This window comes from Clostridium perfringens ATCC 13124, assembly GCF_000013285.1.
In the GTDB taxonomy this organism is placed as follows: domain Bacteria; phylum Bacillota; class Clostridia; order Clostridiales; family Clostridiaceae; genus Sarcina; species Sarcina perfringens.
On sequence record NC_008261.1, the window covers coordinates 2169841 to 2192723 of the forward strand.

Sequence of the window (22883 nt, forward strand, 5' to 3'; positions counted from 1 at the left end):
CCTCCTGTACTAAAATTATTTTGTACAGAAAGGAAATTTATATACATTATTTCATAAAGACTCTATGAAGTGCTTTTATAGCTTCTCTTACATTTTTACTTTCAACAAGACACCAAATTGTCATATGTGAATCTGCTGTTTGTAAAACTTCTATGTTTTCATTGTCTAAAGCACCTACTATTTTAGCCATAACTCCTGGAATTCCTCTCATTCTTGAACCAACTATAGCTATAGTGCTTAAATCTTCTACTAAACTATATTTTAAATTATTTTTTCTCATAATATCTTCAAATAATTCTTTAACACTTGCATCTATTGTAAATACTTTTTCTTTAGGGAAGATATTGATTAAGTCTAAACTTATTTTATTATTTGCAAGGCTTTCCAAAATAGTCTTATAATTTATATTATCTTTATTGTCATCAGATTTTATAGAAACTTGAATTCTATTTCCTTGATGAGTTATTCCAGTTATGAACTTATTATTATCTACATCCCCTAGACTATCTATCATTGTACCAATGCAAGTACTCATAGTATTCTTTATTACTAAGGTTACATTTCCTTTCATTGCTATTTCTACAGCTCTTGGATGAATTACCTTAGCCCCTTGATCTGCTAATTGGAATACTTCATTGTAGCTTATTTTATTTATAAGCTCAGCATCTCCAACTATTCTTGGGTCAGCAGTCATTATTCCATCAACATCTGTATATATTTCAATTTCTTCAGCCTTTAATGCAACTCCTAAAACCGCTGCCGTAGTATCACTTCCGCCTCTTCCTAAAGTAGTTAAGAACCCATTTCTATCAACTCCTTGGAATCCTGCAACAACAGGCACTTTTCCTTCTTTAAGAACTTCTAATATTAATTTAGGATTTATATCTATAAAATCAGCACTTGAATAATTATCATCTGTAAGTATTCCTGCATTTCCTCCTGTTAAAGGAACTGCTTCTATTTCTGCCTCTCTTAATTCATCACTCATGACAACAGTGCTTATAATTTCTCCACATCCCATAAGTAAATCAGTAGCTAATTTATTTTCTTTTTTAAACTCTTCTGATACTAATCCTAAAAGTGTATCAGTTGCATAAGGTTCTCCTTTTCTTCCCATAGCAGATACAACAACCACTGGTAAATATCCTTTATTTATTGCCCCTTTTACCTTTTCTACAACCATAGTTCTTCTTTCTTTTGTTGATACAGAAGTACCACCAAATTTTTGTACTACTATTTTCAAAATCCCCACACTCCTACAGCTTAGTTTTTTTTATCATATCACTATCTACATCTAATATTATGGTTTTAGCTCCTATTCTTTTTACATTTTCCCACTCGATTTCTAAGTATTCATCTGAGTTAAAAAGATTAAACTTGCCACCACCTAAGTTTACTATTAAATATTTTAGCTTTCCTTCTTCATCTATAATAACATCATTATTTATAAGTCCGCTATACTTTTCACCATCATTTATGTTTATAATTTCATATCTTTCTATTTCGCTTAAATATCTAACATTATTACTCATAAAACATACCTCCACTTATTTATTAAAACAATAAATAATATGTTGATTATAAATAATATATGTCAATTCTTATTAAAAGAGGTAGGCTTTATGAATAAGAAAAAAAATAAAAAGGCAATAATAATTGCCTTTTACTATTGCTGTTTATTTTCTTCTTCAGCTTCTTTTATTGCATCTTTTCTTGAAAGATTTATTCTACCTTGAGAATCTATTTCTGTTACCTTAACTAAGATTTCATCTCCAACAGATACTACATCCTCAACTTTTTCTACTCTCTTATTATCTAACTTAGAAATATGAACTAATCCTTCTTTATTAGGTAATACCTCAACAAAGGCACCAAATTGAGCAATTTTTGTAACTTTACCTAAATAAATTTCTCCAGCTTTAACCTCTTTAGTTAAACCTTCTATTATTTTAACAGCTTCTTTAACACCTTCTGATTCAGCTGATGAAACATAAACTAATCCATCTTCTTTTATATCTATTTTAACACCAGTGTCAGCTATAATCTTGTTTATAACTTTTCCACCAGCCCCAATTACATCTCTGATTTTCTCAGGATCTATTTGTAGAGTTGATGTTTTAGGTGCATATTTTGAAACTTCTTCTCTTGGAGCTGGTATGCATTCTTTAATCTTATCTAAGATCATTAATCTTGCTTTTCTTGCTCCATATATAGCATCGTGTATAACTTTTTCTGATAGACCTTTTATTTTAGTATCTACTTGGATTGAAGTTATTCCCTCTTCTGTTCCAGCTACTTTAAAGTCCATATCTCCAAAGAAATCTTCTAAACCTTGGATATCAGTTAAAACTTCTTCCTCAGTTAAATCTTTTGAAGTTATTAATCCCATAGCTATACCTGCTGCTGGTCTCTTTATTGGAACCCCAGCATCTAAAAGTGCTAATGTACTACCACAAACTGAAGCCTGTGAAGTAGATCCATTTGAGCTTAATACTTCTGATACTAATCTTATTGTGTATGGGAACTTAGCTTCTGAAGGTATAAGTGGTTCTAAAGCTCTTTCAGCTAAAGCTCCATGACCAATTTCTCTTCTACCTGGTCCTCTTAATGGTCTAACTTCTCCTACACTGTATGCTGGGAAGTTATAGTGATGCATATATCTCTTAGATTCTTCTTCACCAATACCATCTAATATTTGAATTTCACTTATTGATCCTAAAGTTGCAACAGTCATTACTTGAGTAAGTCCTCTTGTAAATAATCCTGTTCCATGAGTTCTTGGAAGTAATCCAACTTCACAACCAATGTTTCTTACCTCATCAAAAGCTCTTCCATCAGGTCTTTTTCCTTCTTTTAAAAGCATATGTCTTACGACTTCTTTTTGCATATCATAAACTGCTTCTCCAATATCAGACATGTTATCTGGATATTTTTCTTCGAACTCTTCATTTATTTTAGCTTTAACTTCGTCCATTGCAGCATTTCTTTCATCTCTATCAGTAATGTGCATTGACTCACTAATCATATCAAAAGCAAATTCTCTTACAGCTTCTTCTATTTCTTCTGGTACTTTATGTAGTTCTGGCACTTTTTTCTCTTTACCGAACATACTTACAGCTTCTTCTTGGAATTTTATTATATCTTGACACTTATCAAAACCAAATTTGATAGCATTAATCATTGTATCTTCTGGGATTTCATCTCCACCAGCTTCAATCATCATAACTCTTTCCTTAGTTGCGCAAACAGTTAATTGAAGTGAACTTTCTTCTCTTTCCTTTGAAGTAGGGTTTAGTATGAATTCTTCTCCTATTAATCCTACTTGAACTGCAGCCACTGGAGTAGTAAAAGGTATGCTTGATAAACATAATGCCATTGAGGCAGCATTTATAGCTAGTATTTCAGGAAGGTTATCATTTTCTACTGAAACAACTGTACATACTACTTGAACATCATTTCTATATCCTTTTGGGAATAAAGGTCTTAAAGGTCTGTCTATAGCTCTACCATTTAGTATAGCTTTCTCTGAAGGTTTTCCTTCTCTTTTTATAAATCCACCTGGTATTTTACCAACTGAATATAATCTCTCTTCGTATTCAACACTTAGTGGGAAAAAGTCTATTCCCTCTCTTGGTTTTTCTGATGCATTTACATTTGTTAATATTACTGTATCACCATAACTCATTAATATAGCAGCATCTGAAAGCATTCCTAATTTCCCGAACTCAACTTTCATCGGTCTTCCTGCTATGATAGTTTCATGGGTATGATTCATATAAATACCTCCTTTCGGTATATAAAGACTAAATTTTTACAATATTAATATTTTTAAAATAATAGAGCGGTAAAAAACCCGCTCTACTAAATTATCTTCTTAATCCTAATTCTTTGATTATAGCTCTGTATCTTTCGATATCTTGCTCATATAAGTAGTTTAATAAACCTCTTCTTTGTCCAACCATCATTAAAAGACCTCTTCTTGAGTGGTGGTCTTTTTTGTGTGTTCTTAAGTGATCAGTTAAAGAGTTTATTCTTTCTGTTAATAACGCGATTTGAACTTCTGGTGAACCAGTGTCTCCTTCGTGTCTTGCATGTTTAGCTATTATTTCTTGTTTTCTTATTTTATCCATTGTTACACCTCCGAAAAATTATCCCCTAGTTCCAAGAAAAAAGACGGTTACCCTTAAATCTTAGAGTTAGGTTCTATATGATTATATCAAAACTCGCTTTTCTTGTAAATCTTTATTACAAAGAAATTTTTATGTTACTTTCTTCTGCGAATTTTTTATCCTTAATTAGTTGTTCTTTTAATTCTTCTAAAGAATTAAATTTTTTTTCATTTCTTATCTTACTTATAAAGTAAAGTTTTATATGCTTTCCATATATATCTTCATCAAAATTTAGTATGTGAGTCTCTACTGTAGTATTCTTACCATTTACAGTAGGATTATTCCCAACTGAAGTTATACCTTTATAAATTTCTCCATTAACTTCTACATTAGTATAATAAACTCCTATCTTAGGAAGGATTATTTCATCATTATTCTTTAAATTTGCTGTTGGAAAATTAATTGTTCTACCTATTTTCTTTCCACTTACCACTTCACCATTTAATGAGAAATACCTACCTAACATATTATTAGCATCTTCTAGCTCTCCTTCTGATAAAGCTTTTCTTATTCTTGTTGAACTAACTACTTCTGATTTATATGTAAAGGGCTCTATAACGTAAAGTTCTAATCCCTTTAAATCACATAATTCCTTAAGTAACTTAACATCACCTTTATTTTTATGGCCAAATCTATAGTTAAATCCAACAACAATTCCTCGTACATTATAGTTTTTTATAAGATTTTCTATAAACTCTTCTGGTTCTAGTTCCATAAACTTTTTATTAAACTCAACAAAACTACTTAAATCAACTTTTAAGTCTTCAAGAATTCTTATTTTTTCATGTAAAGTTACTAAAAGTTTTGGTGCACCTTCCTTGTTTATAAATTTTCTTGGATGATTTTTAAATGTATATACCATACTTAATGAATCGTTCTTCCTAGACAATTCATTACTTTTGTTTATTAAAGCTAAATGACCTTTATGAATTCCATCAAAACTCCCTAAAGCTACATAGGTGCTTTTTTGAACCACTCTCTTAAAATCATTATTTATTAAAATCATTGACTACTCCTCTATCAGTAATTTCTCCAATTTAAATCCTTTTTCATCCCTTTTTCCTAATCCCAAAAAGACTCCATTGTCTTCATATACTCTATATAGTTTATTAAATTCAACTTCTTCACTATACATTCTATTATCAAATACTTTAACACCATTTCTTAAAAGCTTACCAAACTTCTCATTTACTGTGATTTTTTCAAAAGAATCTAAAGCCTTTTCAATGGAAATAATATGTTTTTCTAAAAGTTCTTCTGTTAAATCTTCTATATTTATTGCTTCTTCTTTAGTAAATGTACCATTTTGTATTCTCTCTAAGGCAGTCATTGTTGCTCCAACATTTAATTTTTCACCAATATCATAGCAAAGGCTTCTTATATATGTTCCCTTAGAACAACAAACATCCATTTGTATATTATCATTTGATTCTATTTTTATATTTTCAATAGAATAAATAGTAATTTTTCTAGCTTCTCTGTGAACTTCTATTCCTTGACGTGCTAATTCATATAATCTTACTCCATTTTGTTTTAAAGCAGAATACATTGGTGGAACTTGATCTATTGTTCCTAAAAAGGAATTTATACAATTTAATATTTCATCCTTTGTTATATGTGATGCATCCTCTTCTCTTAAAACTTCTCCTTCTAAATCATATGTGTCAGTAACCATACCAAGCTTTAAATTCACTCTATAAACTTTTTTATTTTCCATTATATAATCTATAATTTTTGTAGCTTTTCCAAGGCATACAGGTAAAACTCCAGAAGCCGCTGGATCTAAAGTTCCTGTATGTCCTACCTTTTTCATCTTTGCAACTCTTCTTACAATGGCTACAACATCAAATGAAGTCATTCCCGTATTTTTATATATGTTAATTACTCCATTCATATATTACACCATCTCTTTTGCAAGTATTTCTAATATTTTATTTTTAGCTTCGTCTATACTTACACCTTTAATGAATGCTCCAGAAGCCTTTGTATGACCACCGCCACCAAAGTTTTCTGCAATTTTTCTAACATCTAATGTATCTTTAGATCTTAAGCTAACCTTTACTCCCTCATCTACCTCTTTAAGAAGTATGCATCCTTCTACACCTTTTATTTGATTTCCTAAGGATACAACATCTGAACTATTTTGAACTTCTTCTCCAATAGAATCTATCATCTCTTTAGTAATTCTCATAAGAACTATTTTATTATTGCAAACTAGCTCCATGTCTCCTAAAACTAAAGACATTAGTTTCATTTTAGCAAAAGGCTTATTATCAAATATATTTCTATGAATTTCATCATGTTTTATATAATTAACTAATTCCCCTGCTATTATATGAGTTCTTTCAGTAGAATTTGAGTATCTAAAAGAACCTGTATCAGTTATTAATGATGTATATAGACATTTAGCTATATTTTCATTAATTTCAATCTTTAGCTCCTTAAGTAGCATAAATATTATTTCAGCTGTTGCAGAAGCCTCTGTATCTACATAGTTAACAATACCATATTTATCATTTGATAAATGATGATCCATATTAACTAAATTTCCTTTGAATTCGATTAAATCTGCAGAAATTCTTTCAACATTTCCACAATCTAATACTATAACACAATCAGTATCTTCTGATGGCTTTATAACTTCTCCAGTTATTTCCTCAGCATAAGGCAGAAAGCTTAGGTTATCTGAGACTAGGTCTTTAGAGATAACATAAGCTTCTTTACCATAAATTCTAATGCCTTGAAGTAGTGCTAAGACACTACCTAAGGCATCACCATCTGGAGATACATGATATGTTATACCAATTTTTTTGCTTTTATTTATAATTGATATTACATCATGAAATCTCATTTTTTATTTCTCCTTGATTTTGTTTAGCAATGATTCAATATACATTGCATTATCTATAGAATTATCTTCTTCAAATAATATTTCAGGAGTACTTCTTAGCTTAACTCTGTTTCCAACTTCTCTTCTTATGAAGCCAGCTGAACTTTTTAGAGCCTTTAAGCTTTCCTCTTTTTCTTCATCATTTTTAGCGAATAGGCTAACAAAAACTTTAGCGTATCTTAAATCTTTAGTAACTTCAACTTGAGTTACACTTACCATAGCTGTTAGTCTAGGGTCTTTTATTTGATTTCTTATGATATCACTTACTTCTTTTCTTACTTCTTCATTTATTCTTTTACCTCTGAAGTTAGCCATATAAATCACCTCTTTATAAAATTAAAGTTCTTTTCTTTGAACAGCTTCCATAGTATATGCTTCTATTATATCGCCTTCTTTAATGTCATTGAACTTTTCTACACTAAATCCACACTCGTATCCAGCATTTACTTCTTTTACATCATCTTTAAATCTCTTTAATGATGCTAACTTAGATTCAAATATTACAATACCTTCTCTTATAACTCTTACATCTGCATTTCTAACTAATTTACCAGTTAATACATATCCTCCAGCAATTGTTCCAACGTTAGAAATTTTGTAAGTAGCTCTTATTTCAGCAGTTCCTAATACAACTTCTTTGTATTCTGGATCTAACATACCGATCATAGCTGACTTAATATCTTCTATAGCGTCGTATATTACTCTGTAAGTTTTAACTTCAACTCCATCTCTCTCTGAAGCTGCTACGGCATTGTTATCTGGTCTAACATTAAATCCTATTACTATAGCGTTAGATGCAGCAGCTAATGTTATATCTGTTTCTGATATAGCACCAACAGCTCCGTGTATAACTCTTACCTTTACATCATCAGTTGATAATTTTTCTAATGATGCTTTTATAGCTTCAACAGAACCTTGAACGTCTGCTTTAACTATAACTGAAAGCTCTTTAACTGAACCTTCTTTAATTTGGCTATATAAATCTTCTAATGAAACTCTATGTGAAGTTGCGAAACTTTCTTGTCTTATTTTTTCTTTTCTAGCTTCAGCCATGTTTCTAGCTGTTTTTTCATCTTTAACAACTGTGAATCTATCTCCAGCAGCTGGTACTTCTGAAAGACCTAAAACCTCAACTGGAATTGATGGACCAGCTGATTTTATCTTCTTACCTGAATCATCAAACATAGCTCTTATTCTTCCGTAAGTGCTACCAACTATGATTGAATCTCCCATGTGTAGAGTACCATTTTGAACTAATAATGTTGCTACAGCCCCTCTACCTTTATCTAATTTAGCCTCTACAACTGTTCCTTTTGCTTTTCTTCCAGCATCTGCTTTTAATTCTTGCATTTCTGAAGTTAAAAGAACCATTTCTAATAGAGTATCTATGTTTTCTCTAGTTTTAGCTGAAACTGGTACTGCTATTATATCTCCACCCCAGTCTTCAACAACTAATCCATGCTCAGTTAATTCTTGTTTAACTCTATCTGGATTAGCACCTTCTCTATCCATTTTGTTTATAGCAACTATCATTGGAACGTTAGCTGCCTTACAGTGATTTATAGCTTCTACTGTTTGTGGCATTATTCCGTCATCAGCTGCAACAACTAAGATAACTACATCTGTTATTTGAGCTCCTCTAGCTCTCATTGCTGTGAAAGCTTCATGTCCTGGTGTATCTAAGAATGTTAAAGTTTCTCCGTTTACTTCAACAGTGTAAGCACCTATATGTTGAGTTATTCCACCAGCTTCTGTACTTGTTACCTTTGATTTTCTTATAGCATCAAGTAATGAAGTTTTACCATGGTCAACGTGACCCATAACTGTTATGATAGGTGGTCTCTTAGCTAAGTTTTCTTCTTCTACATCAGTTTCTTCTTCGAACTCTTCTAAAGTGTTCTCTTCTTCTTTTTCATAAACTGCAACCTCATATTTTTCAGCAACCTTTTCAGCTGTTTCAAAATCTATTTCTTGGTTTATAGCAGCCATTACTCCTGTGAAGATAAGAGTTTTTATAACATCATTAACTGGTTTGTTTAATTTCTCAGCTAATTCTTTAACTGTTATAGTCTTCCCGATTTCGATAACTTCAACGTCTTGTTCTAAGTTATCATCTTCGCTACCTTTTTTTCTTTTCTTTTTCTTCTTAGCAGCATTATTAACTTCTTCAGCTAATTCAGCTTCATATTCAGCAACCAATTCACTGTTTGCTTCACTTCCTGCTAAAAGTTCTTTTATTAACGCAGCATCTTCATCTTCTATAACGCTCATATGGTTTTTAACCTCAACGCCGAACTCATCCATTAATACGTTTATAAGAACTTTACTTGGAACTCTTAACTCTTTTGCCAATTCATAAACTCTTATTTTTGACATATATTCACCCCCGAAAAATTTTTAGATGAACTAATTATTATTAGAATATGACAAAAGTTTTTCTGCCATATTCTCATCAGTTACTCCTAATATATTGATTTCGCATCTACCTATACTATATCCTAACTCTTCTTTTGAAAAATTATCTATGTATGGTATATCATACTGTTCACAGTACTTAACGAATTTATCTTTTGAACGATTTGAAATGCTATTTGAAAAAATAAATAAGTAGATTTTACTTCTTTTCATTTCCTCTTCACATTTATTATAACCTTCCAAAAGTTTACCTGCTCTTTTTGTAAGTCCTAAAAAATTAAGAAATTTATCCATTTGTTATCTCATCCCTCAATCTATCATAGACTTCATCTCCAATGTTAGATTGAAGATTTTTATTTAATCTTTTTGCTTTAAATGCTTTTTCTAAACATTCAACACTTTTACAAATGTAAGCCCCTCTTCCTGACTTTTTACCAGTTAAATCTACAGAAACTTCTCCTTCAGCATTTTTAACTATTCTTATCAGTTCTTTTTTAGGCTTCATTTCCATGCAACCATTGCACATTCTCATTGGAATTTTTTTAGGTTTCATCTTGTCACCTCCAAAGTCTAGAAGTTATTATTCTTCTATTATAGTGTCTTCTTCAACAACAATATCTTCTTCTTGTAATAATTCTTCTGCTTTAGATTTGCTCTTTATGTCTATTTTCCAACCAGTTAATTTAGCTGCTAATCTAACGTTTTGTCCTTCTTTACCTATAGCTAATGATAATTGACTATCATCCACTATAACCTTAGCTGATTTAGTTTCTTCATCAGCTTCTACACTTATAACCTTAGCTGGGCTCAAAGCATTTTCTATATACTCAGATGGAGTATTGCTCCATTTTATTATATCAATTTTTTCATTTTTTAGTTCATTAACTATATTTTGAACTCTAACACCCTTAGGTCCAACACAAGCTCCCATAGCATCTACTGATTCATCATTTGAGTAAACAGCTATTTTAGTTCTTGATCCAGCTTCTCTAGCTATACTTTTTATTTCAACTATTCCTTCATATATTTCTGGAACTTCTAATTCAAATAATCTTTTAACTAAACCTGGATGTGTTCTTGAACATAAAACTGAAGCACCTTTAGATGTTTTCTTAACTTCAACTACGTATAATTGTAATTTTTCATTGAAGTTATATTTTTCTGTAGGCATTTGTTCATTTGGTCCTAAAACACCTTCTATTTTTCCTAAGTCTACAAATACATTACCTTTGTCTTTTCTTATTACTGTACCAGGTAATATGTCAAATTCTTTTTCTGCAAATTCTGAGTAAATTACATTTCTCTCAGATTCTTTTATTCTTTGGATAACCATTTGCTTAGCAAGTTGTGCTGCAACTCTTCCAAAGTTTTTAGGTGTTACTTCTATTTCTACTATGTCATCCAATTGATAAATAGCACTAATAGCCTTTGCATCTTCTAAACTTATTTCTGTTACATCATCATAAACTTCTTCAACAACAACTTTTTGAGCATAAACATGGATTTCTCCTGATTTCTCATCACGTTTTACCTTTACATTTTGTGCAGTTGTTCCTGAATTTGAAAAGTTTTTCTTATAAGCTGCTATTATAGCATCATCTATAGTTTCTAATAAAGCCTCTACTGAAATACCTTTCTCTTTTACTATTTCAGATAATGCCCCTAGAAATTCTTCATTCATTTTTAAACCCTCCTTAAAATTATATCTCCCCTTCAAGGTTCGCTGTCTTAATTTTATCTTTAGGAACTTTTATTTCATTCCCTTCACATTCAACTATTATTTCATTTTCTTGTACATCTTTAAGAATTCCTTTTACATTTTTTCTTCCACTTAAAGAACTCTTAAATCCAACAAAAACTTCTTTTCCTATAAATCTATTAAAATGCTCATCACTATGTAATCTTCTATTTAATCCTGGTGATGAAACTTCTAAGAAGTACGCATCTTTTATTGGATCTTCTATATCAAGCATATCACTTAATGCTCTACTTACAATTTCACAATCCCTTAGAGAAATTCTCTCCTCTGGCTTTTCTATATATAATCTTAAATAATATTCATTATTTTCTTTTACATATTCAATATGATATAAATCATATCCCTTTTCTTTAACTATAGGAGCACAAAGTGCTTCAAGATCAGCTACAAGTTGTTCTTTTTTCATTATACTTCCCTCCCTTATTAAGTTTTAAATCTTATCTTTATTGTATCCAATAAAGCAAATACCTATTAATTTATATAATAATAGGTATGCAAAAACGCAACTTTATTCTAAGTTGCGTTACAAATAGAAAGAGCGGGCTTTTCTGTCCCACTCCTTTACCTCAAACTATTAGTAAAAAACTTCTACTTATATAGTAACATAGTATATTTTATATTACAAGAAATTTTTAAAATTAGCCAAACAAACTAAGTTGGTTACTTTCTTGCATTCCTTCTAGGCATCCATGATTATCTAAAGTTTCTATTACAGTCTTTGAAACCTTAGATCTAAGTCTTAAATCTTCCTTTGAAATAAACTCTCCATTAACTCTACATTCAACTATACTTTTTGCAGCATTGTCTCCAACTCCTTGAAGAGCATTTAATGGAGGTCTTATACCATCTTCTTCTATCTTAAACTTAGTTGCTTCTGATTTATATAAATCAACCTTTAAGAAATTCAATCCTCTTTTATACATTTCATAAGAAATTTCTAAAATAGTTAAAAGACCTTTTTCTTTTACTGATATGTTATTTCCTAAAGAATTTAGTTCTTCCATCTTTGCCTTTATTGCTTCTTCACCCTTACAAATTAAGTCTGCATCGAAATCATCAGCTCTTACTGTAAAATATGTTGTGTAATATGCTTCTGGATAATAAACTTTATAATATGCTATTCTAACTGCCATCATAACATATGCAACAGCATGGCCTTTAGGGAACATATATTTTATTCTTTTACAAGATTCAATATACCAATCTGGTACATTTTTCTCTCTCATTAAAGCTTCATCATCTTCACTAAGTCCTTTTCCCTTTCTTACCTTTTCCATTATAGTAAAGGCTGTCTTAGGAGGAAGATCTTTATACATAAGATAAACCATAATATCGTCTCTTGTTGCTATACAGTCTTTTAGTGTAGTATAACCTTCCTTAATAAAGTACTGAGCATTATTAAGCCAAACATCAGTACCATGTGAAAGTCCAGATATTCTCACAAGGTCTGCAAAACTCTTAGGTTGAGTATCAACTAGCATCTGTCTAACGAATTTAGTACCGAACTCAGGAAGTCCATAACTACCAACTTCACATCCTAATTCTTCTTTAGTTACCCCTAAGGCATCTGGTGATGTAAATAAACTTATAACCTTAGGATCATTTAAAGGTATTGTCTTAGGATCTAAGCCAGTTAAGTCTTGAAGCATTCTAAGAACGGTCGGGTCGTCGTGTCCAAGTATATCAAGCTTAAGAAGTCTACCACTTATTGAATGGTAATCAAAGTGAGTTGTTATAATATCTGTGTTAACATCATCAGCTGGATGTTGTATTGGACAAAAATTATATATTTCATTGTCATTTGGAACAACCATGATTCCACCAGGATGCTGTCCACTAGTTCTTTTTATTCCAGTACATCCAATAGTAAGCCTTTCTATTTCAGCTTGAGATACAACTAATCCTCTTTCTTGAAGGTATTTTTTTACAAAACCATAAGCTGTTTTTTCAGCTACTGTACCTATAGTTCCAGCTTTAAATACATATCCTTTTCCGAAAAGAACCTCTGTGTACTTATGTACAACAGCTTGGTATTCCCCTGAGAAGTTAAGGTCTATATCTGGTTCTTTATCTCCTTCAAAACCTAAGAATGTTTCGAAAGGAATATCATGGCCATCCTTAATATACTTAGCTCCACAATCAGGACAATTTTTATCTGGTAAATCTGCTCCTGAACTTATAGAACCATCTAAGAAAAATTCTGATTTCTTACAATTTGGACAAACATAATGAGGTGGTAATCCATTAACCTCTGTTATATCTGACATTGTTGCTACGAAAGAGGAACCAACAGACCCCCTTGAACCAACTAGGTATCCGTCTTCTAAGGATTTAGCAACTAATTTTTGAGCTATAAGATAAAGCACCGCATATCCATTATTTATTATAGAATTAAGTTCTTTATCTAATCTCTTTTGAACAACTTCAGGAAGATTTTCTCCATATATACTATGAACCTTATTCATAGTCATGTTTCTTATTTCTTCCTCAGCCCCCTCTATTTTAGGAGGAAATGTTTCATCTGGTATAGGTTTTACAGCCTCAACCATATCAGCTATCTTCTGAGTATTTTCTATTACAACTTCCCTGCAAGCCTCTTCTCCTAAATATTCAAACTCTTTCATCATTTCATTAGTAGTTCTAAAATATAAAGGTGGTTGATTATCTGCATCTCCATATCCTTGACCAGCCATTATTATTCTTCTAAATACTTCATCATTAGGATCTAAGAAATGACAATCGCATGTAGCCACTACTGGTTTATCCATTTCCTTTCCTAAATCATATATTTTTCTATTTAACTCTCTAAGTTCTTCTTCATCTTTTACATTTCCTTTTCTTATAAGGAATTCATTATTTTGTATTGGCTGAATTTCTAGATAATCATAGAAAGATGCTATTTCTTTTAATTCCCCATCTGTCTTTCCTTCTAAAACTGCCTTATATAATTGTCCTGCTTCACAAGCTGAACCAATTATTAAACCTTCTCTATACTCAGTTATTATACTTTTAGGAAGTCTTGGTCTTCTAGCAAAATAATCTAAGTGAGCCATAGAAACTAATTTATATAAATTCTTAATTCCAGTTTGATTTTTAGCTAATATTATTATGTGATGTAGAGGAAGTTTCTTTACATCTATATTTGATAAATACTTTTCATTTAGAGTTTTAACATCATGAATATCCATTTCTTCTTTCATCTTTTTGAAAGAAAACTTTAATATCTCCGCAGTAGCCTTTGCATCATCAACAGCTCTATGGTGATTTTCAAGGCTAATTCCTAAATGTTTAGCAACTAGATTTAACTTAACCTTTTTTAAATCTGGATAAAGATATCTAGCTAAAGGAACAGTATCCATTACAGGATTCTTTAAAGTTTTTCCCATATCCATTAAGTTCTTTTTTATAAAACCAACGTCAAAGGCAGCATTGTGGGCTACTAGTACAGAATCTCCTACAAATTCCATAAATTTAGGAAGCACTTCATCTATAGTAGGCTGTCCATTAACCATATTTTGAGTTATACTTGTAAGCTCTGTAATCTTATATGGAATATTTACCTTTGGATCAACAAAAGTACTAAAGGAATCAACTATTTCTCCATCCTTTAACTTAACAGCACCAATTTCTATAATCTTATCATTTTTACTTGAAAAACCTGTGGTTTCTATATCAAAAACCACATACTCATCATCAAAGGATTCCTCATGCCCATTAATAACTATAGGTGTTCCATTATCAGCTAAATATCCCTCTACCCCATAAATAACTTTTATGTTATTCTTTTTAGCAGCTATTTGAGCATCTGGAAAGGCCTGAACAACTCCATGGTCTGTTATGGCTACAGCCTTATGTCCAAACTTTGCTGCTCTCTCAACAATTTTACTTGCAGCAGTTACGGCATCCATTGAGCTCATAGTTGTATGCATATGAAGCTCTACTCTTTTTTCCTCTGCTGTATCCATACGCTCTATTTTTGTAAGCTTATTTATATCCCTAGCCATTATTACAACTTCCTTAGCATAAGGATCCATAGTAGCTTCCCCTCTTACTTTACAATAAAGACCTTTTTTAACATTTTCTAAAACATGTTCTTTATCCTTATCTCTTAAGAAGCATTTAACGGCTATAGAACTTGTATAGTCTGTTATGAAGAATGTAAGTATTATTCTACCTGTCTTAGTTTCAAAAATATCAGTTTTAAATACATCTCCTGAAATAGTAACAATTCCAGATCCCATATCTATACTGCTTATATCTATAGTATCTCCTTGAATATTTCTTCCCAGTATAGTATTTTCATTCTTAGGCTCATCTTTATAAGATTTTTTCTCATAACCACCTTTATTGCCACCATTAGATTTATGTTTATTATCACTAATTTCCTTTTTAACAGGCTTTTCTTGAGCAGCTTGAGCTTTCATAGTTTCTATAACTTTTTTAGCTATTTCTTTGTTTTCATTTAACTTTTCATCATTGTAATTCTTATTAGCTAAACTTTCATCATATTTAACTTCTACTAAAGAATTTATTCCAAAGAATGATTTTATATATCCCTTAATCTCTCTATCTATATGTTTTTTATTAACAAAAGTACATAAAAACTCAGAACCATTTTTTATAATTATTTTTTCTCCTTCAATTACTATAGGAGAATTAAGTAAAACTTCTTTTAAAACAGGATGTTTCTCTATAATTTTTTCACAAACATGATTCCAATGCTGATCTACTACCTGTTTTAAAGTTATATCAGAAATATCTATGTAATACATAATCTCTATATTTATTTCAAAACCTATAGCTTTTTTTATATATTGCTTAATTATTTTCTTTTGTTCTTCTGATAATTGATCTTTACTTTTTATTATGGTTCTTAAAGTATTGCTTTTCTTCAACAATTGAAACTTAGTTATTTCAAACTCTAAATCATTAAGATTATCATCTGATTTTATGGATCTGTTAATCTGTTTAACAAACTCGTTACTCAAAATCTAAGCCTCCTTTGAATTTTATTTTAATTTATCCCTATACGACATAAAGAAGGGATATTAATCCCTCCTTTAAATTATATTGTTTCTATTATCTTTATAAGCTCTTCAACTAAGTCTTCTTCTTTTACTTTTTTAATTATTTCACCTTTTCTAAAGATAAGACCTTCACCTTTACCTCCAGCTATCCCAATATCTGCCTCTCTTGCTTCTCCTGGTCCATTTACAACACAGCCCATTACTGCAACCTTTATATTTTTCTTGCAAGAACTTAGTCTTTGTTCTACTTCTTTAGCTATGTTTATTAAGTCTATTTGAGTTCTTCCACATGTAGGACATGATATAAACTCTATTCCTTCTTTTACATATCCAAAGTTTTTAAGAATTTCTTTACCTACTTTTATCTCTTCAACAGGATCTCCAGTTAAAGAAACTCTTATAGTATCACCTATTCCTTCTGCAAGTAAAGTTCCTATTCCTATAGCAGATTTTATTGTTCCTCTCCAAGGTGTACCAGCCTCAGTAACCCCTAAGTGAAGAGGATAATTTGTTTTTTGTGAAGCTATTCTATAACTTTCTATCATAGTTTCAACATTTGATGATTTCATTGAAATTACTATATCATGAAAATCTAACTCTTCTAATATTTTAACATGTTCTAATGCACTTTCAACTAGGGCATCTGGGGTAGGTTTTCCATATTTTGCTAAAAGTTCTTTTGATAATGACCCTGAGTTAACCCCTATTCTTATAGGAATGTTTTTTTCTTTACAAGCTTTTACTACAGCTTCTACCTTTTCTCTAGATCCAATATTTCCTGGATTTATTCTTATTGCAGAAACTCCATTTTCTATTGCTTTTAAAGCTAATCTATAATCAAAATGAATGTCTGCAACTAGTGGTATATTAATTTTTGCCACTATATCTTTTATAGCGCAAGCTGCATCCATATCTAAAACTGCACATCTAACAATATCACATCCAGCTTCTTGAAGCTCTCTTATTTGTTTAACTGTAGCTTCTACATCTTTTGTATCTGTATTGGTCATAGATTGAATGGAAACTCTAAAATCTCCTCCAACATATATGTTTCCAACCTTAACCTTTCTAGTTTCTTTTCTATTCACTATTAATTCCTCCAAATTTCTATAGTATCGGGAATATTATATCTTTTATAGTTACTAATACCATAAGTCCCATAAGGAGCATGAATCCAACGGTATTTACAGCTTCAATATATTTAGCAGGTATTTCTTTTCTAATTATCATTTGAATAAGCTCTATAAATATTCTTCCACCATCTAAAGCTGGGAATGGTAAAAGGTTAAATACTGCTAATTGAACACTTAAAAATGCCATAAACCATAAAAGAGTATTTGCTCCTGCTTTTGCTGCTTGCCCTGACATTTTAATTATTGTAACAGGACCTCCTACATCAGTTTTTAAATTTGCTTCTCCTGTAACAATAGTCTTTAATGCAATAAATGACTGAGATACAAGACTTCTTGTTTCATTAAATCCTTGCTTTATTCCTTGAAGCAAAGTAGGTTTTTCAACTAAAGCATAGCTTATTCCAACTTGATACATTCCACTCTCATTTAAAATCGGCTGTACTGTTTTTGTTAAGACATCATTGCCTCTTTTTATCTCTAATTCAACTGGATTTCCCTTAGCTAAAGCTAATCCCATTCTAAAATCATCAGTTGTATGAATTTTGTTTCCATCTATTTTTAGGAATTCATCTCCCTGTTCAATTCCTATTTCTTGTGCTGGTGAATTAGGTACTACACTTGCTACTTTATTTTCTGCAAAGCCAGAACTCATAGCTAGCCCAATAAATATTATAAGGGCTAATACATAATTCATAAATGCCCCTGCTCCCATAACAAGTATTCTTTGAATAGGAGTTTTTGCATTTAAGCTTCCTGAATCATCACTTTCATCTTCTTCACCAAGCATTTTAACAAATCCACCAAAAGGAAGGATTCTTAAGTTATATTCTGTTTCTCCAACTTTTACACCAAAAAGCTTTGGACCCATACCAATAGCAAATTCCTCAACATAAATCCCATTTAATTTAGCCACAATAAAATGTCCAAGCTCATGAACTAAGATTAAAGCACTAAATGCTAATAAAGCAAAAATTATATACACCCTTTTCCCTCCTAGTTATATTTTTCATATATATACTGTCTTACTTCTTTGTCTAAATTTATTACATTATGAAGAGTAACCTCTTTGTTGTAATCAAAAGTATTCATACACTCTTCTATTATCTCTGGTATTTGCAGATATGTTATCTTTTTATTTAGGAATAGTTCAACACATACTTCATTAGCCCCATTTAAAATTGTTGGCATAAGCTTTCCCTTTTCTCCTGCTTCATAAGCTAATTTTAAGCATTTAAATGTATCTAAATCCGGCTTTTCAAAAGTTAACTCTCTAATCTTAAATAAATCTAACTTTTCACTAATATTTCCTTGCCTATTTGGATAATTTAAAGCATATTGAATTGGTAATTTCATATCTGGTACACCTAATTGAGCTATAACTGCTCCATCAGTATATTGAACCATAGAATGTATTATTGATTGTGGATGAACTACAACCTCTATATCTTTATAAGGACAATCAAATAACCAATGAGCTTCTATAACTTCTAATCCCTTGTTCATTAGAGTTGATGAATCTATTGATATTTTTTGACCCATATTCCACTTTGGATGCTTAAGAGCTCTTTCTGGAGTTACTGATTTTAAATCTTCTATAGTAAACCCTCTAAAAGGCCCTCCAGAAGCAGTTAAAAGTATTTTATCAATTTTGTTATGAGCATTTCCTTGTAATGATTGGAATATAGCACTATGCTCTGAGTCTACTGGAAGTATTTTTACTCCATTTTCTTTAGCTTCTCTCATAACAAGTTCACCTGCTACTACTAAAGTTTCTTTATTTGCTAAAGCGATATCTTTTCCTTTTCTTATAGCTTCTACAGTTGGTTTTAATCCAATCATACCAACAACAGAAGTAACAACTATATCAATTTCATCTAAAGTAGCAACTTTAACTAAGCCTTCCATCCCATAGATAACTTCACACTTTAATCCTTGGCTTTTTACTAAATCTACAAGTTTTTTGTAAGACTCCTCGTGATTTATTGCAACGTATTTAGGTGAAAACTCTTTTATTATATCCATTGTTAATTCTATATTTCTATTAGCTGTTATACCAACTAATTCAAAATCTTCTTTATGAAATCTTAATACATCTAAAGTTTGAGTTCCTATAGAACCAGTTACCCCTAGTATAGATATTCTCTTCATATTCTTTCCTCCTAAGTTCTTCCTTAAACATAATAGACTAAAATTATCTACTTAGCCTATTATATTATTTTATATCATTATATCTCTAAATACAATAATATACATTTATTATGTTTTCTTTTAACAGAAAGTTATCTACTCATTGATAAATCTTTTTCTCTAAATTATATTTTTCTTTAAAACTATTCCCACCTTTATAAATATCTCTACATAATAAATATACTCAAGTTATTACTTAATATTCTATGAATAATCTTATATTTTTCTTTTTAAGTTAAATATATAATAAAATTTTTATGCCTACAAATAAATATAAATAAAATTTTTTATAAAAAAAATGCTTTAGAAAATCTAAAGCATTAAAATTTTAAGACAAGTGTTAAATAGAAGAATACTATTGTTCCAGCAAATAATATACTGTCAAATCTATCTAATATTCCACCATGTCCTGGTATTAAATTACTATAATCTTTTATTCCTGCGTATCTCTTTATTGATGAAGCAACTAAATCACCAAATTGACAGAATACTCCACATAATATACCTATTATAAAATAATGATATACAGGTATTAAAGAGAAACTATTAGATATTATTATACCAAATATTCCACAAGCTAATGTACTTCCTAATATTCCTCCTATAGAACCTTCTATAGTCTTCTTAGGACTAACCTTTGGACATAATTTGTGTTTACCAAAGAATCTACCTGAATAGTATGCAGCAGTATCACAAAGCCATGATGATAGGAATATTAACCAAACTAGGTATTGTCCACCTTCTTTGATGTTTACTAAATGTATGAAGCTAAAGAAAACTCCTACATATATAAATCCTAAAATAGTAACTGCAACATCTATAAATGTATATTCAATATTAAGTATAGGAACACAAAGTAATATAAATGTAGCTATTATTATTAAAAATGATAACATTTCAAAATTATTTGAAGTTAAGTAATATAATATTAATAATATATATCCCCCTATGGAAATAGGCTTTAATTTTGCTACTTTAACAGTTTTATAATATTCATATAATCCTGCAAAAGAAAGAGCAATAGTAAATAGCTTAAGCCAAATTCCACCTAGGAATATAAAAGCAATAAATGGAGCCATTATAAGTGCGCCTAGATATCTGCTATTAGATTTCACCCAAATCACCTCATTATTTATTTAATTCCACCAAATCTTCTATCTCTATTTTGATAATCAAAAATAGCTTTTCTTAAATCTTCACCATTAAAATCTGGCCAGTTTATTTGAGAATACCAAAATTCTGAGTATGCACATTGCCATAATAAGAAGTTGCTAAGTCTTTGTTCTCCACTTGGTCTTATTATAAGATCTGGATCTGGCATTCCTTTAGTATAAAGATAGTCATTAAACATATCTTCGTTTATATCATCTATACTTATTTTGCCCGCTTTAACATCTTCTATTACAGATTTTATACCTCTAACTATTTCATTTCTTCCACCATAATTTAATGCTAAGCTTAAAACTACTCCAGTGTTATCTTTAGTTTTTTCCATAGCCCAAAGTATAGCTTTTTTAGGTTCTTCTGGGAATCTTGATAAATCACCTATAGTTTGTACCCTTACTCCGTTTTGATGAAGTTCATCAATTTCATTTTTTATAAATTCAACAACTAACTTCATAAGAGCATTAACTTCATCTTCTGGTCTTTTCCAGTTTTCAGTAGAGAAAGCATATAAAGTTAAATATTTCACTCCTAATTTATCGCATTCTTTTACAATAGTTTTTATAGTCTTAACCCCAGCTCTATGTCCCATAGTTCTTGGAAGACCTCTTTTTTTTGCCCATCTTCCATTACCATCCATTATTATGGCAATATGCTTTGGCATTTTATCTTCAATTAGAACTATTTCTTCTGAATCTTCATTTCCTTTTTTACTAAAAAAATCTAACATAGAAGGTTCCTCCTTATAATTCAATTATAAAATAAAAAACCTGCTAAAGAGCAGGTTTTTTAAATTAAATTGACATAATCTCTTTTTCTTTAGCTGCCACTATAGTATCTATTTCTTTAACAAACTTATCTGTTACTTTTTGGATGTCATCTTCACCCTTTTTCATTTCATCTTCAGTTATAGTTCCTTCTTTTTTGAAGTTTTTAACTTTATCATTTGCATCTTTTCTTATAGATCTTATAGCAACCTTAGCTTGCTCTCCAACTTTTTTAACGTTCTTAACTAAATTTTTTCTAGTTTCTTCAGTTAATTCTGGAACTAAAAGTCTTATTATAGTACCATCATTGTTAGGGTTTATTCCTAAATCTGATTTTAAGATAGCTTTTTCTATTTCTTTAAGCATTGGTTTTTCCCAAGGTGTTATAACTAATAATCTTGGTTCTGGTGATGAAACATTAGCTACTTGATTTAAAGGACACATGCTTCCATAATACTCAACTTGAATTCTATCTAACATAGTTGGGTTAGCTCTTCCAGCTTTCATTGTAGCTAATTCTGAATTTAAAGAATTTATAGTTTTATTCATTTTTTCTTCTGATTTTTTTATAACGTCCTTAATCATTTAAAACTCCTCCTTATTTTTTGCTTACTATTGTTCCTATATTTTCTCCTAAAACAACTCTCTTAATGTTTTCAGGATTATCTAAAGCAAATACTAATATAGGGATGTTGTTGTCCATACAAAGTGATGTTGCAGTTGAATCCATTACTTGTAATCCTTGCTCAAGTACTTCTATATATGATAATTCATCATATTTTTTAGCATCATCGTATTTATGTGGATCTTTATCATAAACTCCATCAACCTTTTTAGCTAATAATATTACATCAGCTTCTATTTCAGCGGCTCTTAATGCTGCTGCTGTATCAGTTGAAAAATAAGGGTTTCCTGTTCCTGCTCCGAATATTACTACTCTACCTTTTTCTAAGTGCCTCATAGCTCTTCTTCTTATATATGGCTCTGCTATTTCCTTCATTTCTATAGCAGTTTGTACTCTAGTGTCTACCCCTAAAGATTCTAATGAATCTTGAAGTGCTAAAGCATTTATTGAAGTAGCTAGCATTCCCATATAGTCAGCAGTAGTTCTATCCATGCCTTCTCCACTTCTACCTCTCCATATGTTTCCGCCACCTACAACTGCGCCTACTTCTATTCCCATATCAACAAGCTCTTTTACAGCCTTTGCTATGTTCATTGCTATATTAAAATCTATTCCAAAACCATTTTCGCCTGCTAAAGCCTCACCTGATAACTTAAGCATAACTCTTTTGTATTTACAAGTTCCCATCTTAAACCTCCAAAACGCTGAATTCTCTATTTTTGTTAATTTTTTATATCTATATTCTAA

Annotated in this window: 21 protein-coding genes; all 21 read right to left on the reverse strand. The window is 30.6% G+C overall.

Going from position 1 to position 22883, the window contains the following annotated elements; genetic code table 11:
- Positions 1 to 46 precede the first annotated feature (46 nt).
- Positions 47 to 1243 carry an aspartate kinase gene (dapG, locus tag CPF_RS09385; protein WP_003459758.1) on the reverse strand — a complete coding sequence of 399 codons (1197 nt, stop codon included), beginning with the start codon at positions 1241 to 1243 and terminating at the stop codon, positions 47 to 49.
- A gap of 13 nt (positions 1244 to 1256) precedes the next feature.
- The gene (locus tag CPF_RS09390) at positions 1257 to 1532 is read right to left on the reverse strand and encodes a YlmC/YmxH family sporulation protein (protein WP_003459765.1); all 276 of its coding nucleotides are present in this window, start codon (positions 1530 to 1532) and stop codon (positions 1257 to 1259) included.
- Between the two features lie 134 nt (positions 1533 to 1666).
- A complete protein-coding gene (locus tag CPF_RS09395; RefSeq protein WP_003459742.1) occupies positions 1667 to 3775 on the reverse strand; it encodes a polyribonucleotide nucleotidyltransferase in 2109 nt (702 codons plus the stop codon).
- A gap of 91 nt (positions 3776 to 3866) precedes the next feature.
- Positions 3867 to 4130, reverse strand: a complete 264-nt coding sequence (gene rpsO, locus CPF_RS09400; protein ID WP_003449423.1) for a 30S ribosomal protein S15 — start codon at positions 4128 to 4130, stop codon at positions 3867 to 3869.
- A 115-nt stretch (positions 4131 to 4245) separates the two neighbouring features.
- Positions 4246 to 5175 (reverse strand): bifunctional riboflavin kinase/FAD synthetase, encoded by a 930-nt coding sequence (locus CPF_RS09405; protein WP_003459763.1) that lies wholly within the window; start codon positions 5173 to 5175, stop codon positions 4246 to 4248.
- Between the two features lie 3 nt (positions 5176 to 5178).
- Positions 5179 to 6063, reverse strand: a complete 885-nt coding sequence (truB, locus tag CPF_RS09410) for a tRNA pseudouridine(55) synthase TruB (protein WP_003459755.1) — start codon at positions 6061 to 6063, stop codon at positions 5179 to 5181.
- Between the two features lie 3 nt (positions 6064 to 6066).
- On the reverse strand, positions 6067 to 7020 hold the full coding sequence (locus CPF_RS09415; protein ID WP_003459795.1) for a DHH family phosphoesterase: 954 nt from the start codon (positions 7018 to 7020) through the stop codon (positions 6067 to 6069).
- A 3-nt stretch (positions 7021 to 7023) separates the two neighbouring features.
- Positions 7024 to 7374 (reverse strand): 30S ribosome-binding factor RbfA, encoded by a 351-nt coding sequence (gene rbfA, locus CPF_RS09420; protein ID WP_003449473.1) that lies wholly within the window; start codon positions 7372 to 7374, stop codon positions 7024 to 7026.
- A gap of 21 nt (positions 7375 to 7395) precedes the next feature.
- Complete coding sequence (gene infB / locus CPF_RS09425) at positions 7396 to 9435, reverse strand: translation initiation factor IF-2 (RefSeq protein ID WP_003449445.1); 2040 nt, start codon at positions 9433 to 9435, stop codon at positions 7396 to 7398.
- A 30-nt stretch (positions 9436 to 9465) separates the two neighbouring features.
- Positions 9466 to 9768 (reverse strand): 50S ribosomal protein L7ae-like protein, encoded by a 303-nt coding sequence (locus tag CPF_RS09430; RefSeq protein ID WP_003459801.1) that lies wholly within the window; start codon positions 9766 to 9768, stop codon positions 9466 to 9468.
- On the reverse strand, positions 9761 to 10027 hold the full coding sequence (gene rnpM, locus CPF_RS09435; protein ID WP_003459790.1) for an RNase P modulator RnpM: 267 nt from the start codon (positions 10025 to 10027) through the stop codon (positions 9761 to 9763). The genes CPF_RS09430 and rnpM overlap by 8 nt, the downstream gene beginning before the upstream one ends.
- Positions 10028 to 10054: 27 nt before the next feature.
- Positions 10055 to 11155 (reverse strand): transcription termination factor NusA, encoded by a 1101-nt coding sequence (gene nusA / locus CPF_RS09440; protein ID WP_003449452.1) that lies wholly within the window; start codon positions 11153 to 11155, stop codon positions 10055 to 10057.
- Positions 11156 to 11174: 19 nt separating this feature from the next.
- On the reverse strand, positions 11175 to 11639 hold the full coding sequence (gene rimP, locus CPF_RS09445; RefSeq protein ID WP_003459796.1) for a ribosome maturation factor RimP: 465 nt from the start codon (positions 11637 to 11639) through the stop codon (positions 11175 to 11177).
- 232 nt (positions 11640 to 11871) lie between these two features.
- Positions 11872 to 16221 (reverse strand): PolC-type DNA polymerase III, encoded by a 4350-nt coding sequence (locus CPF_RS09450; RefSeq protein WP_003459779.1) that lies wholly within the window; start codon positions 16219 to 16221, stop codon positions 11872 to 11874.
- Between the two features lie 77 nt (positions 16222 to 16298).
- Entirely contained in the window at positions 16299 to 17348 is a 1050-nt protein-coding gene (gene ispG, locus CPF_RS09455) for a flavodoxin-dependent (E)-4-hydroxy-3-methylbut-2-enyl-diphosphate synthase (RefSeq protein WP_003459806.1), read from the reverse strand.
- 19 nt (positions 17349 to 17367) lie between these two features.
- On the reverse strand, positions 17368 to 18375 hold the full coding sequence (gene rseP, locus CPF_RS09460; protein ID WP_003459800.1) for an RIP metalloprotease RseP: 1008 nt from the start codon (positions 18373 to 18375) through the stop codon (positions 17368 to 17370).
- 11 nt (positions 18376 to 18386) lie between these two features.
- Entirely contained in the window at positions 18387 to 19541 is a 1155-nt protein-coding gene (dxr, locus tag CPF_RS09465) for a 1-deoxy-D-xylulose-5-phosphate reductoisomerase (protein ID WP_003459741.1), read from the reverse strand.
- Between the two features lie 359 nt (positions 19542 to 19900).
- The gene (locus tag CPF_RS09470) at positions 19901 to 20695 is read right to left on the reverse strand and encodes a phosphatidate cytidylyltransferase (protein WP_003459799.1); all 795 of its coding nucleotides are present in this window, start codon (positions 20693 to 20695) and stop codon (positions 19901 to 19903) included.
- Positions 20696 to 20712: 17 nt separating this feature from the next.
- A complete protein-coding gene (locus tag CPF_RS09475) occupies positions 20713 to 21474 on the reverse strand; it encodes an isoprenyl transferase (RefSeq protein ID WP_003459793.1) in 762 nt (253 codons plus the stop codon).
- 64 nt (positions 21475 to 21538) lie between these two features.
- Complete coding sequence (frr, locus tag CPF_RS09480; protein WP_003459781.1) at positions 21539 to 22096, reverse strand: ribosome recycling factor; 558 nt, start codon at positions 22094 to 22096, stop codon at positions 21539 to 21541.
- Positions 22097 to 22109: 13 nt separating this feature from the next.
- Positions 22110 to 22823, reverse strand: a complete 714-nt coding sequence (gene pyrH / locus CPF_RS09485) for a UMP kinase (protein WP_003459788.1) — start codon at positions 22821 to 22823, stop codon at positions 22110 to 22112.
- Positions 22824 to 22883: the final 60 nt, after the last annotated feature.